We start from the raw sequence: 15,154 nt of genomic DNA, 5'->3' as shown, positions 1-15,154 counted from the left end.
GGCCTTACTCCGGAAACTTCGAGACGATGATGAACATCACCGTTCCGGCAAGCAGTGTCGCCAGCGAATAGGTGTAGAGCACCAGCAGAAAGGGCTGGAAGAGCATCAGGAAGCCCAGTGCGATGACAAGGGTCGCGATATTCTCCATCGGGCCGCGCCGGAGGAAGAACGGTCGTTTCGGGCGGGCAGGGCGGGGTGTGTCGAGAAGGTTCGTCATTTGCGCACAGCTCCGAAGGTGATGCCGCGCAGCAACTGCTTGCGCAGAAGAATGGTGAAGACGAGGATCGGGATCAGGAAGATCGTGGTTCCCGCCGCGACCGCCGGCCAGTCCTGGCCGCCTTCGCCGATGATTGTCGGGATGAAGGGCGGCGCGGTCTGTGCCGCGCCGGATGTCAGCAGCACTGCGAAAGCATATTCGTTCCAGGCGAAGATCAGGCAGAAGATGGCGGTTGCCGCGATCCCGGTCGTTGCCTGCGGCAGCACGACCCGCCAGAAAGCCTGCATGCGGGTGTAGCCGTCGATCATCGCGGCCTCTTCGTATTCCCGCGGGATCTCGTCGATGAAGCCCTTGAGCAGCCACACGGCGAGCGAAACATTGACGGCGGTATAAAGCAGGATCATGCCCAGCGCCGTATCCGACAGGCCGAGTCGGCGGTACATGAGATAGATTGGAATGGCGACGGCGATCGGTGGCATCATGCGGGTCGAAAGGATGAAGAAGAGCAGATCGTCCGCAAGCGGCACCCGGAAGCGGGAAAAGCCATAGGCCGCAAAGGTTCCGAGCAGCACGGCCAGGAAGGTCGAGCCGAAGGCGATGACCAGCGAATTCTGGAAGCGCGGCCAGTAGTTCGAAGGCCCTGCAATCACCATGTTGCGCTTTCGGGTGATCTCGTCGCAGGTGCTCGCCGGCGGCCCGAGTGCCGCGATGTAGTCAGGCGTCTGCCGCGTGCGCGTCGTGAAGAGGTTGCAATAGCCCTCGAGCGTCGGGGAAAACACGATCTTCGGCGGATAGCTGATCGAGTCCGGCGGCGATTTGAAACTCGTGAGAAAGATCCAGCCGAGTGGGATCATCGTCACCAGCGCATAGAGGATGACGATCGCGCCGGCGACGCGCTTGGACGTGGCGCTCGGCTCGACGACGGAATGGGCAGAGGTTGCGGAGCTCATCTCTGTTTCACCTTGTTCAGCGCTTTGACGTAGATGTTGGCGAGGCCGAACACCGCGACGAAGAGGATGATGGCAAAGGCGGAGGAGCGTCCGGTGAGCCAGCTCTCGAAAGCCTGGCGCTTGAGCGTGATCGAGGCGACCTCCGTGGTGGATCCGGGGCCGCCGCCGGTCAGAAGCATCACCATGTCGAACATCTTGAAGTTCTCGATGCCGCGAAACAGTACCGCCAGCATGATGAAGGGCAGGGCCATCGGAATGGTGATCGACCAGAATTGCCGCCAGGCCGAAGCCCGGTCCACTTCCGCCGCCTCGTAGATGTAGTCCGGGATCGACCGGAGGCCGGCCAGGCAGATCAGCATCACATAGGGCGTCCACATCCAGGTATCGACGATGATGATCGCCCAGGGGGCAAGCGGCACCGTTCCCAGCATCTCGAAGGAGGACGGCGGGATGCCGGTGAAGAATGAGACGATATAGTTGAAGAGGCCGATCTGCGGTTGATAGAGGAAGCGCCAGAAATTGCCGACCACGGCGGGCGACAGCATCATCGGGATCAGGATGATCGTCGTCCAGAAGGCATAACCCCTGAATTTCCGGTCAATCAGATAGGCGAGGGAAAAGCCGATCAACGTCTGGAGCAGAATGGTCCAGAAGACGAAATGCGCCGTCGTCTGCATTGCCTGCCAGATATCGGCATCGGTCAGCACGCGTTCATAGTTGCGCAGGCCGATATGCTCGATTGCCGCATTCGGCCGGTTTGCGCGAAAATCGGTGAAGGAAAGATAGATCGCCCAGAGGAGAGGGAAGATATTGATGGCGAGCAGCAGCGTGATCGCCGGCGCAATGAACAACCAGGCGATCGTGCGATCCGACATGCCGCGGACCCTGGTGGCAATGGTCGGCGGCGTGGCGCGTGCTGCCGCCTCAACCGCCTTTCCGACTAAAGAGGAGTTCGTATCTGTCACAGGCTTCACCTGAATCGAGGAGCAACGGAGTTACTGTTGGGGCAGCCCGCGCGCAGGCTCACGCCGGGCTGCCGTTCCCGTAGGCGGTTCTTAAAGTTTACCGTCATCCTCGAAGATCTGAGTCCAGTCCTTCACGAGGGCGTCGAGCGCCTCCTGAGCTGTGCCCTGGTCGGCGACGACATAATCGTGAAGCCGCTTCTGCATTGCCTGAAGCAGTATGGCGTAGGAGGGCTCCTGCCAGAAGTCCTGCACCTGGTTCATCGCCACCAGGAAGTCGGCCGCGAACGGCTGGCTGTCCTTGAAGCTGGGATCGTTCAGGACGGCATTATGAACCGCATAGCCGCCGAGCGCCCACCACTTCTTCTGCACTTCCGGCTGGGCGAACCACTTGATGTAGGCCAGTGAGCCTTCCATGTTGTCGGTGTTGGCGACGACCGAGATGCCCTGGCCGCCGAGCGTCGAGGCAGCCGTGGTCTCTTTCGGATTGACGAAGAACCCGATCCTGTCACCACCGACATTCTCGTCCTTCGCAAGGCCCGGGAAGAAAGCGAACCAGTTCATGGCCATGGCCGCCTGGCCGGATTTGAAGGCGTCCAGCGTTTCCCCCATATAGGCATCGGTGTAGCCCGGAGGCGTGCAGCACTTGTAGAGTTCCTTGTATTCCTCAAGCGCGTGGACTGCACCGGGCGAATTCACGGCACCATCCATATCGTATTTGCCGGGCGTCTTTTCATATTTGAAGCCGTTGGCGTAGAGCGCCTGGGTTGCGCCCATGGTGATGCCTTCTGACGCACGCTCGGTAAAGATTGCCGCGCCATAGACCTTCTTGCCGTCGATCTCCTTGCCCTGGAAGAATTTCGCGGTTTCGATCAGTTCCGGCCATGTCGTCGGCGGGGCAAGGTCGCGCCCGTATTTTTCCTTGAATTCCGCCTGCAGCTCGGGCTTGGCGAACCAGTCCTTGCGATAGAACCAGGCATTGGCGTCGCCCATCGCCGGAAGAGCCCAGTAGTTGGGCGTTCCCTTTGGCCAGGTCGAATAGGCATAGACAGCCGCGTCGGCGAAATCGCTCATCTTGATCCCTTCCTTGTCGAAGAAATCGTTGAGCTTGATGTAGTAGCCGTTCTCGGCGGAGCCGCCGATCCACTGGCTGTCGCCGATCAGCAGGTCACAGAGCTTGCCGCCGGAGTTCAGTTCGTTCAGCATGCGGTCGGCGAAATTCGGCCAGGGAACGAACTCGAATTTCATTTGCGTACCGGTCTTTGCCGTAAAATCCTTTGACAATTCGACAAGCGCATTCGCCGGATCCCAGGCGGCCCAGCAAAGGGTCAGTTCATCCGCTTTTGCGAAACTAGGTGCCGCCGTCGACAGCGCAAGCGCCGAGACCATCCCCAATAGGATCTTTGATTTCGTTTGCATGTGTTCCTCCCAGAACAGGAGCCGGCCCCCGGCCGACTTTGCAAAGTCTCCCACTCCTAATGCTCCGCATGACCCTCACTCCGTCATGTTTAGCATTGTGTTTAGTAATAACAAAAATAATAAACAACTCAAGTAGCAATCGTTGCTGCAATGCAAACGCTCCAGCCGTCCGACGAACACGGCAGATGAGGCTATGCGCATTGGTCAAGGCTTTCGTTGACTGCTTCTGCTTTGTTTAGGAAGAGGGGGCAGGTTTAGACAGGTTCTCTGGCTCGGTGCCATGTTGCCGCATCGTGCTGAACTCATTTCGCAAGCAAGCATTTTGAGATTGGTATAACTTTATTCGACAGACCACACCGTCGAACGAGGAGACATGGCATGACTGCGCCCCATCCATCCAAGACGCATATCGGGAACCATCAACTGCATCCCGAAACCCTGATGCTCAATTATGGCTATGATCCGGAATTGTCGGAGGGGGCGGTGAAGCCTCCGGTCTTCCTCACCTCGACCTTCGTCTTCAATACTGCCGAAGATGGCCGTGACTTCTTCGATTATGTCGCGGGCCGGCGCGAACCGCCCGTCGGAAGGGGCGCCGGGCTCGTCTATTCGCGCTTCAATCATCCGAACAGCGAGATCGTCGAAGATCGCCTTGCTGCTTACGAGCGCACTGAGAGCGGCGCCGTATTTTCCTCCGGCATGTCGGCCATTACTACGACGTTGCTCGCTTTCGTGCGGCCGGGCGATGCGATTCTCCATTCGCAGCCGCTCTATGGCGGTACGGAAACGCTGCTTGCGAAGACCTTTCTCAATCTTGGCGTCGCGGCTGTCGGCTTCGCCGATGGCGTCAGCGAGGCATCGGTGGGCAAGGCCGCTGAGGAGGCTATGGCCAAGGGGCGCGTTTCCGTGATCCTCGTTGAAACGCCTGCCAATCCCACCAACAGCCTGGTCGATCTGGCGATGATCCGCCGCATCGCCGATGCGATCGGCGAAAAGCAGGAGCATATGCCGATCGTCGTTTGCGACAACACGCTTCTCGGACCGATGTTCCAGCGACCCCTGGAGCATGGTGCGGACATCTCTCTCTATTCGCTGACGAAATATGTCGGCGGTCATTCCGATCTGATCGCTGGTGCTGTGGTGGGGCGCAAGGAGATCATAAAGCAGGTGAAGGCCTTGCGCGGCGGCATCGGAACGCAGCTCGATCCACATTCCTGCTGGATGCTCGGCCGGTCGCTGGAAACGCTCTCCATCCGGATGGAGAAGGCCGACAGCAATGCGCGCGCGGTCGCCGAATTCCTGCGGACCCATCCAAAGGTCGACAAGATTCATTATCTGCCCTTCAACGACCTGGAATCGCCGACAGGCCGGGTGTACGCGGCGCAGTGTTCAGGCGCTGGATCGACGTTTTCTTTCGATATTTCAGGCGGTCAGCCGGCGTCCTTCAAGTTTCTGAACGCGCTTCAAATCATCAAGCTGGCGGTCAGTCTCGGCGGGACCGAGTCACTCGCAAGCCATCCGGCGACCATGACTCATTCCGGAGTGCCCATGGACGTGCGGCAAAGAATTGGCGTTCTCGAGTCGACAATCCGCCTGTCGATCGGCATCGAGCATCCGGACGATCTCATTGCTGATCTGACGGTGGCGCTCGACGCCGCGTGAAACGATAGCTCTCGATCATGCGGCATGCTTTGCCTCGTGATCGAGCAGCCAGCGCTTGCGCTCGATTCCGCCGCTATAGCCGGTGAGATCCCCATTTGCGCCGACGAGACGGTGGCATGGGACGATGATGTTAAAGGGATTGGTGCCATTGGCGTGGCCGACGGCGCGTGCTGCGTTCGGCCTGCCGAGGCTGGCGGCGAGCGCGGAATAGGTCATGGGTTTGCCAGGTTCTATGGCGCGCAAGGCGCTCCACATCGTCTGCTGGAACAAGGTGCCACCGGTTCGAAGCCCGATTGACCGGATAGCGCCGATGTCGCCTGTGAAATAGGCCGCCAAAGCCTGTGTGATCTCGGTCGGAACACGGCCTTGCGAAAGTATCGGGACGAAGCTGGCGAACCTGCGTTCCAGCAGGCGGATCAGTCTGTCCTCGTGATCCGCGAAGTCGGCCGCGCATAGGGCGCCGTCACCGTCTACGGCCAGGAGAAGGCGGCCGAGAGGAGTCTCGACGGCCTCGACCGAAAGGACGAGAGGCAGGCTTTTACTTTGCGTCATGGAATATGATTCCGACGGTGTGGCGTTGACCGGTGCGCAGCCGGCTGACGCCATGGCGCAGATTGACGCGATAATTGCCCTTGGCGCCCTGGACAGGGCGATTGTGAACGGCGAAAGCAACGGCATCGCCACGCCGAAGCGGGACCACCTCGACACGGCTTTGCATGCGCGGGCGCTGTTCCGTCAAGACGAATTCGCCTCCGGTGAAATCCTCGCCCGGTTCGGAGAGCAGGATTGCCACCTGTATCGGAAAGGCGAGGTCGCCGTAGAGATCCTGGTGCAGGCAGTTGAAATCGCCTGGCACGTATTGCAGCAGCAGTGGTGTCGGACGCACTTGGCCGGCATCGTGACACAGCTTCAGGAACTGGGCATGGGTTTCGGGATAGCTTTGATCGACACCCATCCTTTCGTTCCAGCGATTTGCAACAATGGCAAGGTGCGGATAGAGGGCCGTGCGCAGGCCGCCTATGAGATCGGGCAGGGGGTATTTGAAATACCGGTACTCGCCCTTGCCGAACCCATGTCGCGCCATGTGGATATGGCTGCGGAAGTGTTCCTCATGGGCGTAGAGCGCGGCAATTTTCCGACACTCTTCAGCTGTGAGAAGCTTCTCGATGACAGCACAGCCGTAGTTGTCGAGCTCGGATCCGAGTATCGTCCAGTCGTACTTGCCGACGCGCGTTTCGGCCGATCGGACGATTGGCTCGGCTGGAATGGTCCCTGTTGGAATAGACTTTGTCAGGGCGTTCATCTGGTGCCTCCTTCTCAATGAGGTCGCTCGTATTCAGCTACAGTCGCCATCGTCGCGCAAGCTGGATGCGAGAGCCACCCGATTTCGTAATCTGGTGGCCAACCATGCGAACTTTGATCAGGGACGCTATTCCTCTGCAAAGGGATGGAGCGTAAACGGGAGCGTGTTTCCCGGAAAGAACGGCGGACGAGGGGCTCCGCCGGACGTCTGGCCTCGCTTGAGGTCAAGACGGAGACTTCGAAAGCGTCGCAACTGCCATCCATTGTGGATCGACGCTGCTGTTCAAAGGGCGGAAACCCGCCGCCAGGCAAATGGCCAATTCGATCGTCGGACTATCTGTGGGGCAGGATCCTGCCATGCCGGGCAATATACTCGGCATCTCCGCGACCTATCCCGAGATCGCTCAACATGCGATCGTCAAAGGCGATCAATGCACTGGCGCCGCTTCGTGCGCGACGGGCGCGCTTGATGCGGCCAAAGCTGCGGGTGATATTCCGGAGTAGCCAGGGTGAGGACTTCATGACTTCCTTCCTTCGATGAAATTTTACAGCTCCGCGGCTACGGGGACTACGCCCCCAAAGCGCTGGAGGCTGCACAATCGGGCGGCGCGGTTACAACCTTATTTCATTTCGGGAAAGACGGATTGCGTCTGAAACCCGGTTTTCACAGCCGGGGGTTGTGGCTCGCTCGGAAGGAAATGGATTTCGGCGCTCTGAAGCCCGAGCGATGCTTCAGAGCGCACAACCCTTGAGAAACAGATCGGCGCACATTCGAGCGCGCGCCGCGATCTCTTCGATGTGCAGCCTTGGCTGCTGGCGCAGCATCGCGGCGCGCTGCGGCTCCATGATCATCATGCCACGCAACATGCCACATGCGGCATGCGGGTCCTCAAGCGCGATCAGTCCCCGATCCATCTGCTTGCGAAGCCAGTCCTCCATAAGCTCATTCGTCCTGATGATCGCCTTTTGGTAGAAGGAGGTCGCGATCTCCGGAAACCTGTCGGATTCGCTGACCACGAGACGCAAGACCGTCATGGTGTCTTCCGACAGCGTCAGGATGCCGTAGGTCGTCAGCATCCTTTCCAGACCTTCCCTCAGATCCGCCACGGCCAGCGTTCCCGGATCGAGCGCCAGAACAAAGCCGTCAATGCTTTTGGAGACCATGCTCGTGAAGAGGTCCGCCTTTGTCGGGAAAAGCCGGTAAAGGGTTTTGGTCGAAACCCCGGCTTCCTGGGCAATCGCGCTGATACTCGCCGCCGCATATCCATTCTCATGGAACTGCTTGCTCGCGGCCTCAATGATTACGCCCTTCGTATCGTCGTCGCAGCGGACCTGAGGCCGACCTCGCGGTCTCTTCTCGATTTTTTGATTTTGGAACATGTTGAGTTTCCAAATTCCTGTTGACATCTCCTTTATAGAGCATATTTTGGAAAATAACAAGTTTCCTAAATAGGAATTCACCCGAGCCAGAGGCCGCAGCCCTTTGCGACAGCGACCGACCAGGAAAAAGCCAATGACCAAGACGCTGCATGCCTCGAACAGCAATGCTCCCGTTTCCGAAACAGTCGCCGAAACCCAGCCTGGTCCGACGATGGACGCCGGGGCGCCGGCCCGTGTCGCGGAGCCGGCCCAACCTGCCTCAATCGAAGGAAAGCCGGCCCGCAGGCGTGGCCGTTCCCTGCTCATGGGGGCGGCCACCATCGCACTGATCGCCGCTGGTGCCTATTACGGCCATCAGTACTGGACCGTCGGCCGGTTCTTTGTTTCCACGGATGACGCCTATGTGCAGGCCGACAACAGCACGATCGCGCCGAAGATTTCCGGCTACATCGCGGAAGTCCTCGTCGGCGACAATGAAAGCGTGAAGGCGGGGCAGCCGCTTGCGCGCATCGACGACCGCGATTTCAGGGCTGCGCTCGATCAGGCCAGGGCCGATGTCTCGGCTGCCGAAGCGACAGTTGCAGCCAAGCAGGCATCCCTCGACATCCAGCAATCGACGATCGCCGCGGCTCGCGCCACTGTCGATGTCGATCGTGCCAACGAGACTTTCGCCGAGCAGAACAACAAACGCTATTCCAACCTTGCCACTAACGGCTACGCACCCGTCCAGACGGCGCAGCTCGCCGCATCGCAGATTGCCGCCGCTCAGGCCACGGTGATCCGCGACGGCGCCGCGCTCGATGCCGCGGTCAAGCAGGTCGATCTTCTGAAGGCGGAACTTTCCCAGGCGAAGGCGACGCTCGCCCATGATCAGGCCGTCCAGCGCCAGGCCGAGCTCAATCTTTCCTATACGACCATCATGGCGCCCGTAGACGGCATTGTCGGCAACCGTACGCTGCGCGTCGGTCAATATGTGCAGGCGGGTACACAGCTGATGTCGATCGTACCGACAACAGCCGCCTATATCGTCGCCAATTATAAGGAAACGCAGCTCACCGACGTCCATGCCGGTCAGCCGGTCGATATTGAGGTCGATACGTTCCCGGGTCGTGTTTATCACGGCCATGTCGACAGCCTTGCACCGGCAAGCGGCCAGGAATTCGCGCTGCTGCCGCCGGATAACGCCACGGGCAACTTCACCAAGGTCGTTCAGCGCATTCCGGTCAAGATCACTCTCGACGGCGATGCTGCCGCTACGGGCGATTTGCGTCCCGGCATGTCCGTTCAGCCGAGCATCGATACAAGAAGCGATGCAGACCGGCATTGAACGCGGGAGCAGGAGATTGAGCCATGTCCAGTATCGCATCGACGGCTGCGGTTGTTCCGCAGCCGAACGCCAACACCAGGGATTGGATTGCCGTTCTCGCCGGTATGATCGGCGCATTCATGGCGATCCTCAACATCCAGATCACCAATGCCTCGCTCCTCGATATCGAAGGCGGCATCGGCACGGGCGTCGATAACGGCGCCTGGATCTCGACTTCATACCTGATCGGCGAGATCGTCGTTATCCCGCTGACCGCCTATTTCAGCAGCGTATTTTCGTTTCGCCGCTATATCCTTGTGAACTCCGTCCTGTTCCCGCTCTTCTCGATCGCCTGTGCTTTTGCCCATGACCTCGGCACGATGATCGTACTGCGCGGCCTGCAGGGCTTCGCCGGCGGCGTGCTGATTCCCATGGCCTTTACCATGGTTCTGACCAAGCTGCCGAAACCGCAACAGCCGCTCGGTCTGGCGATCTTCGCTCTCTCCGTCACCTTTGCTCCGGCGATCGGCCCGACCATTGGCGGCTACCTGACGGAAAATTACGGCTGGCAGACGATCTTCTTCATCAATGCCCTCCCGAGCGCGGTCATGGCCGTTGCGCTTGCCCTGACGCTCGAAAAGCAGCCGATGCAGCTTCATCTCCTGAGGGAAGGGGACTGGGCCGGCATCGTCACGATGACGATTGGTCTCTCTGCGCTGCAGACGGTTCTTGAGGAAGGCAACAAGGACGACTGGTTCTCCTCGCCCTTCATCGTCAAGCTCAGCATCGTCGCCTTTGTTTTCCTTGTCGCGTTCATCTGGATCGAGCTGACGGTGAAGAAGCCGCTGGTCAAGCTGCGCCTGCTGACCCAGCGCAATTTCGGCATTGGTGTCGCGGTTAATGTGCTGGTCGGCGTCGCGCTCTTCGGCACGGTTTACATCCTGCCGCAATATCTCGGTCAGGTTCAGCGCTACAATGCCGAGCAGATCGGCAATGTGCTCGCCTGGACCGGCCTGCCGCAGCTTTTGATAATTCCACTGGTGCCGATGCTGATGAAGCGTTTCGACGCTCGCTATATCGGCTTCCTTGGCATCTCGATATTCGCGATCAGCTGCTTCATGAATATCACGCTCTCGGCCAATAATGCCGGCGATCAATTCTGGATCCCCAACATTGTCCGTGCCGTTGGCCAGGCACTCGTTCTGACGCCGATCACGGCTATCACCACCGCCGGCATTGCTCCGGCCGATGCCGCGGCCGCTTCAGGCCTGACGAACATGCTGCGCAATCTCGGAGGCGCAGTCGGCACGGCGACGCTTGGTACGATTTTGACAAAGCGTGAGCAGTTCCATTCGAACATTATCGGTCAGTCCGTCACCCTGACCAGGGATGAAGTTCGCCAGCGCCTCGACCAGATGACCGGCTATTTCCTGTCGCATGGCGTCTCGGATCATGCCGCCGCGGCCCACCAGGCCGTGATTGCACTCGGCAATATCGTCAGACGGCAGGCTCTGATCATGGGCTTCAGCGACACTTTCGCCGTCATCGGTGTCGTGCTTGCTGTGGCTGCGGTCGCGCTGCTCTTTACTCAGAAGCCGCGCTCAGGAGGCGGCGCGGGAGCCCATTGAGACGGCAACAGCCGCGGGCTGCCTGATAACAGCACCCCGCGGCTTTGAGATTCAGCAATTCCCTTTGGCGGCAGGGAGGATGAACCCGGTTCAGTGCAGCTCGAGCACCTTCGCCATCAGGAGTGTTTCGTTGTCGGCGAGATCGCCGATCGTCAGGACAACCTCAGCCCGACGCCATCCGGCCATTACCGCTTTTTCCACGAAAGCCTCGAACTCCGCTTTCAGCGCTTTTTGGCAATCGTCGAAACGTTGAGGATGATGTTCAGGAAGCGATGGCGGACCAATCATAGCGTTTTCCAATCTCTCAGGCAGTGGAACGGTAATCTTGAGATTCCAGGAACCGTCCACGGGCAGTCGCACTTCATTCCGGATCAGTGCATTGCACTTCTGGCACCGGTGAAACGGTCATCCGGTTCAAGGCCCAATACACCACGATTTCCGAGTTCCTGAAGAAGGGCCCCAAGTGCAAGATCCAGGCAATAGGCGGGAAACTCGGCTTTCATGCCTTTTGCGCTCTGGCGCGCATAGCTTACGAGCCTCGCCAACGATGCAAGTTCCTTCAAGTCGTTATCGGCTGTCGTCTCGACTTCAGCAGCTTCACTCATTTCATACTCCACGGCACCCCCACGGTGATGCGCATAGCATATTCGAGGGGTAGGCCAAGTGCGCGTGACATGGGCGTGACACAGCCGTCGGCATACATCGGACAAACAATCAATTTGAAATTGCTGCAATATTGGCTTGCACATGCTCGTGGAATTGACACTTTGGCCCGGTCGGAGCGGGCCGGGGGAAGATCTTCACGTGAGCAGGGATCTGGAGGTTGCCCGAGGCCCGACGCGGCGCTTTCGTGGGTTTTCAAGCTGCGGCACGACCATCTTGACGACGGAGAAGGGCTTGCTGCCGACTGTCAAAGATACGGCTATTGCTGGAGAGATACCCGCATGCATCAACCGCATCAGTGTATGCGGCAGCAGCGACTGGGTGCCCGAGGGTAGAACCTGCTTGTGAGGGCGGTATGGCTTCGGGAGGGCCGCGAAGTAGTCTTGAATCCCCGCGGAAGCGGCCCGTTAAACGCGCTGGCCGAGTGACGCCGTGATCCTTCAGAAACGGCTGTATGCGCCGCTAGGATAGAGGCGGTCCGAATAAGGTTCTGTGCCAGTATCGCAACAGAGCTGGCGATCTAAACCCTGTCCCGGCAAATCTTCCGCGCCGTCAACGCTTTTCATGCCGGACGGCCCCAAGCTCAACCGTCGAGATAACCTGATGCCGCGGCCGACTTAGCGCGGGATGCGCAAGTTGTTGCCTTCGGCATCACAGGTATCCCTGAGGATCTGACCAATCCGCTCATATTCCGGATTGTACTGGAACAGGTGAAGCGCTGCTTTCAATGGCTCAATGGTGCAGTGATGTCCGCCGTCTTCGGCGGTATTGCCGATTCCATGTCTTCTACAGCAGCGATCGCCTTCACCATCGCGACAAACTTCTGGCGGACGCCCTCATCCGCGATTTTCAGGAAAGCCTGATTCAGTGCCAAGCCTTCCTTGGTGTTCAGAAATTCGGTGACCGCGTCGATCTCTCCCGTTCCGATCCCTTCTATTTTCAAGGCTTCGGCATTGTCCTGCTGAAAGAAGAAGCTTGCCGGAACGCTCAACACAGCCGCTATCCTTTGCAGACGGCTTGCACCGATACGGTTCGCTCCTTTTTCGTATTTCTGAACCTGTTGAAACGTAACCCCGATCTCTTCGCCCAGGCGCTCCTGGCTCATGCCGAGCATCGTGCGCCTCATTCTCACACGCGAACCGACATAAACGTCAATCGGATCGGGTTTCTTTACATTCATAGACGACTCCTTGCTGTCAAAAGGGGGCTTGCCGACACGATGGTTCGCAACAACAACGTGCATACATCTTGTCTTAGCTTCTGCGTAAATTCAACTGAAAGTATGAAACGATCGCTTTTTCAACAAAGATTTCGTCATACTATCGGATGTATGACATAGCGCTTTACGCCCTTCGATCAATAGTCTTGCAACAGCAGAGGACGCAACGAGGGCGGTGGTCGTTCCCTTCAGCGTCAATCATGCGTAATCGCATTTTTTTAACAGCTTAGCCCGTTGTCTCAAGATAAAATGCGTCGCTTTCTCCCGGCACCAGTTCGAGCGGCCAAATCGTGCTGCGGCTTTGTTTCGGATAGAACTGGCCATAGGCCGGCATATTGGCGAGAAGCATTTCTGCAAGTTCGACGCCAAGGTCATGCAGCGACATGCGAAAACAGGTCAACGCCGGTTGCAGGAATTTGGCGCGCGGCTCCTCGCGAAAGCCGATGACTGCGAGGTCGCGGCCCGGGATTACTTCGGATTCCATGAGGCGGCGATAGAGGCCGATCGCCATCAGTTCATAGATGAGGATGACTGCCGTCGGGCGGTCCTCGAGCAACAGCAATTCATGGCCTGCCTGATAACCACCCTGTTCGCTCGATTTGACGCGGATGACGAGTGATGGGTCGAAGGGAATGCCGTGTCGCTCCAGCGCGCGGCGATAGCCGTCCAGAAACACGTAGCCGAGATTGACGCCGCTCGACGGCGCCGTGATTGCGATGCGGCGGTGGCCATGCGCGACCAACCGGTCGACGGCGCAAGCGGCGACGCCCTCAAAATCGAGATCGATCCATGGATAGTTGCTGCCTGAGAGACTGCGGCCAAGCGCGACGAAAGGGATCTTGGCTTTTGAGAGCAGATCAATACGCTTGTCGATGCGCTGTGTCGCCGAGATGAGCATCGCATCGACGATGCGCCTTGCCACCATACGTTTCAGATATTCGTGCGGATCCTCGTCGCTGGGGCAGGGGAGCATGACGAGATCGAGTTTGTGGCGGGCAAAGACGCTCTGCAATCCGCTGGTCAGGCCGAGAAAGAAGTTGTCGCCATTTTCAATCGTCTCCTTGCTGGATTCGATCATCAGGCCGATGACGTTGGTCGTTCCCTGGCGCAGACTGCGCCCCGACTGGTTGGCGACGTAGCCCAACTCCTCGGCGGCGGCCAGCACGCGCTTGCGCGTCTCGTCGTTGACATCCGGCTTGCCGTTCAGCGCCCGGGATACGGTGCCGATCGAGATATCGAGATGTTCCGCAAGCTGGCGAATTCCCTTCATCGGCTCCGATTTTCCTCCATTCCGCGATTTATCCATTTTCCCTCTATTGACACAGGAATTTCTTTTCACATAGGATCGTAAACGTTTACGGGACGCATGTCATTAGGAGTTGACGCCGTCCTCAGGAGGAAATCGTGAAATTTAGTGCCATTCTGTGCGGGTGCGGAGCTATGTCCAAAGGTTGGCTGCGAGCGATTGCTGCCAACCCGGCTTTGGCCGATGCCGTTGCCATCGTCGGTCTGGTCGACCTCAACCGCGCGAGCGCCGAAGCGCTCGCGCGCGAGTTCGGTATCGAGGGGGCCGTCATTGGAACGGATCTTGCGGAGGTCATCGCCGAAACCAGAGCCGATCTCGTCTTTGATGTGGTTATTCCGAGTGCCCGCTTCAGGGTCGTCTCCACCGCACTCAAAGCCGGGTGCCATGTGCTCAGCGAGAAACCCATGGCGACTTCGGTCGCGGAAGGGGCTGCCCTCGTCAATCTTGCCGCCGAAATGGGCAGGATCCACGCCGTCGTCCAGAACCGGCGATTCATATCAGGCGTCCGGCGCATGCGCCGCTTCGTCGAAAGCGGCGCGATCGGGGAGCTCACGGGCATCCACTGTGATTTTTTCATCGGACCGCATTTCGGCGGCTTCCGTGAGGAGATGGACAATGTGCTGCTGCTCGACATGGCGATCCATACCTTCGACGCTGCACGTTTCGTCGCAGACAAGAAGCCGCTTGCGGTCTACTGCCGGGAAAACAATCCGCGTGGCTCCTGGTACCGGCATGGGGCATCGGCGCACGCTATCTTCGAATTCTCCGACGATGTCGTCTTTACTTACCGCGGCTCGTGGTGTGCGGAGGGCAGGCGAACGAGCTGGGAAAGCCAATGGCGGCTTACCGGTACGCTGGGCATGCTCACCTGGGACGGCGAGGAGGGATTTGAGGCCGCCACAGCGGGCAACGAAACCGGCCTCCTGCGCGGCTTTGCGCCCGTAAACGTTCCCGGACCCGAAAAGGACGAAGAGACGCACGGGCATGCCAGCGTGATCGCCGCCTTCATCGAGGCGGTAAGGACCGGCAAGCGGCCGGAGACGGAGAGCAGCGACAATATCAGAAGCCTCGCCATGGTTTTCGGTGCAATTGAAAGCGCGAGAACCGGCCGACGGATCGAAATTTCAGCCTAAGGAATAA

16 protein-coding genes are annotated in these 15,154 nt (G+C 58.8%); 4 read left to right on the top strand and 12 right to left on the bottom strand.

Translation table 11 applies throughout. The features are described 5' to 3' along the window. Nucleotides 1-4: 4 nt before the first annotated feature. The 4 genes from AAE029_RS20690 to AAE029_RS20675 all read right to left on the bottom strand — a co-directional run bounded on the left by AAE029_RS20690 (nucleotide 5) and on the right by AAE029_RS20675 (nucleotide 3,548). Entirely contained in the window at nucleotides 5-217 is a 213-nt protein-coding gene (locus tag AAE029_RS20690) for a hypothetical protein (protein ID WP_371074764.1), read from the bottom strand. Next, nucleotides 214-1,167 (bottom strand): carbohydrate ABC transporter permease, encoded by a 954-nt coding sequence (locus AAE029_RS20685; RefSeq protein ID WP_371074763.1) that lies wholly within the window; start codon nucleotides 1,165-1,167, stop codon nucleotides 214-216. Before AAE029_RS20685 ends, AAE029_RS20690 begins: the two co-directional genes overlap by 4 nt. Continuing rightward, entirely contained in the window at nucleotides 1,164-2,132 is a 969-nt protein-coding gene (locus AAE029_RS20680) for a carbohydrate ABC transporter permease (RefSeq protein WP_371074762.1), read from the bottom strand. Before AAE029_RS20680 ends, AAE029_RS20685 begins: the two co-directional genes overlap by 4 nt. 90 nt (nucleotides 2,133-2,222) lie before the next feature. Continuing rightward, nucleotides 2,223-3,548 (bottom strand): ABC transporter substrate-binding protein, encoded by a 1,326-nt coding sequence (locus AAE029_RS20675; protein ID WP_371074761.1) that lies wholly within the window; start codon nucleotides 3,546-3,548, stop codon nucleotides 2,223-2,225. A 378-nt stretch (nucleotides 3,549-3,926) separates the two neighbouring features. Here AAE029_RS20675 and AAE029_RS20670 point away from each other — a divergent pair, with 378 nt between their 5' ends. Beyond that, nucleotides 3,927-5,210: a cystathionine gamma-synthase family protein gene (locus AAE029_RS20670; RefSeq protein ID WP_371074760.1), complete on the top strand. Its 1,284-nt coding sequence runs from the start codon at nucleotides 3,927-3,929 to the stop codon at nucleotides 5,208-5,210. A gap of 15 nt (nucleotides 5,211-5,225) precedes the next feature. Here the strand turns inward: AAE029_RS20670 and AAE029_RS20665 are convergent, their stop codons facing one another. The 4 genes from AAE029_RS20665 to AAE029_RS20650 all read right to left on the bottom strand — a co-directional run bounded on the left by AAE029_RS20665 (nucleotide 5,226) and on the right by AAE029_RS20650 (nucleotide 7,892). Next, entirely contained in the window at nucleotides 5,226-5,762 is a 537-nt protein-coding gene (locus AAE029_RS20665) for a methylated-DNA--[protein]-cysteine S-methyltransferase (RefSeq protein ID WP_371074759.1), read from the bottom strand. Then, nucleotides 5,749-6,513 carry a 2OG-Fe(II) oxygenase gene (locus AAE029_RS20660; protein WP_371074758.1) on the bottom strand — a complete coding sequence of 255 codons (765 nt, stop codon included), beginning with the start codon at nucleotides 6,511-6,513 and terminating at the stop codon, nucleotides 5,749-5,751. The genes AAE029_RS20665 and AAE029_RS20660 overlap by 14 nt, the downstream gene beginning before the upstream one ends. A 332-nt stretch (nucleotides 6,514-6,845) precedes the next feature. Beyond that, nucleotides 6,846-7,034, bottom strand: coding sequence for a DUF1127 domain-containing protein (locus AAE029_RS20655; RefSeq protein ID WP_371074757.1), 189 nt, complete (start codon nucleotides 7,032-7,034; stop codon nucleotides 6,846-6,848). Between the two features lie 210 nt (nucleotides 7,035-7,244). After that, nucleotides 7,245-7,892: a TetR/AcrR family transcriptional regulator gene (locus AAE029_RS20650; RefSeq protein ID WP_371074756.1), complete on the bottom strand. Its 648-nt coding sequence runs from the start codon at nucleotides 7,890-7,892 to the stop codon at nucleotides 7,245-7,247. Between the two features lie 133 nt (nucleotides 7,893-8,025). Here AAE029_RS20650 and AAE029_RS20645 point away from each other — a divergent pair, with 133 nt between their 5' ends. Then, the gene (locus AAE029_RS20645; protein WP_371074755.1) at nucleotides 8,026-9,219 is read left to right on the top strand and encodes an HlyD family secretion protein; all 1,194 of its coding nucleotides are present in this window, start codon (nucleotides 8,026-8,028) and stop codon (nucleotides 9,217-9,219) included. A 23-nt stretch (nucleotides 9,220-9,242) separates the two neighbouring features. Continuing rightward, nucleotides 9,243-10,826, top strand: coding sequence for a DHA2 family efflux MFS transporter permease subunit (locus AAE029_RS20640; protein ID WP_371074754.1), 1,584 nt, complete (start codon nucleotides 9,243-9,245; stop codon nucleotides 10,824-10,826). A gap of 90 nt (nucleotides 10,827-10,916) precedes the next feature. On the opposite strand, the gene AAE029_RS20635 is transcribed toward AAE029_RS20640, so the two are convergent. The 4 genes from AAE029_RS20635 to AAE029_RS20620 all read right to left on the bottom strand — a co-directional run bounded on the left by AAE029_RS20635 (nucleotide 10,917) and on the right by AAE029_RS20620 (nucleotide 13,978). Next, nucleotides 10,917-11,114, bottom strand: a complete 198-nt coding sequence (locus AAE029_RS20635) for a hypothetical protein (protein ID WP_371074753.1) — start codon at nucleotides 11,112-11,114, stop codon at nucleotides 10,917-10,919. A gap of 83 nt (nucleotides 11,115-11,197) precedes the next feature. After that, nucleotides 11,198-11,431 (bottom strand): hypothetical protein, encoded by a 234-nt coding sequence (locus tag AAE029_RS20630; protein ID WP_371074752.1) that lies wholly within the window; start codon nucleotides 11,429-11,431, stop codon nucleotides 11,198-11,200. A 782-nt stretch (nucleotides 11,432-12,213) separates the two neighbouring features. After that, nucleotides 12,214-12,669: a helix-turn-helix domain-containing protein gene (locus AAE029_RS20625; protein ID WP_371074793.1), complete on the bottom strand. Its 456-nt coding sequence runs from the start codon at nucleotides 12,667-12,669 to the stop codon at nucleotides 12,214-12,216. A gap of 265 nt (nucleotides 12,670-12,934) precedes the next feature. Beyond that, on the bottom strand, nucleotides 12,935-13,978 hold the full coding sequence (locus AAE029_RS20620; RefSeq protein WP_371074751.1) for a substrate-binding domain-containing protein: 1,044 nt from the start codon (nucleotides 13,976-13,978) through the stop codon (nucleotides 12,935-12,937). Nucleotides 13,979-14,112: 134 nt separating this feature from the next. Between AAE029_RS20620 and AAE029_RS20615 the strand changes: the two genes are divergently transcribed. Further along, nucleotides 14,113-15,147 (top strand): Gfo/Idh/MocA family protein, encoded by a 1,035-nt coding sequence (locus tag AAE029_RS20615; protein WP_371074750.1) that lies wholly within the window; start codon nucleotides 14,113-14,115, stop codon nucleotides 15,145-15,147. Nucleotides 15,148-15,154 lie beyond the last annotated feature (7 nt).

The sequence above is a fragment of the Sinorhizobium sp. CB7 genome, from assembly GCF_041357635.1.
Lineage (GTDB): Bacteria > Pseudomonadota > Alphaproteobacteria > Rhizobiales > Rhizobiaceae > Rhizobium.
Note: the sequence above shows the minus strand (reverse complement) of the source record. Positions and strands in the feature narration are given on the sequence as shown.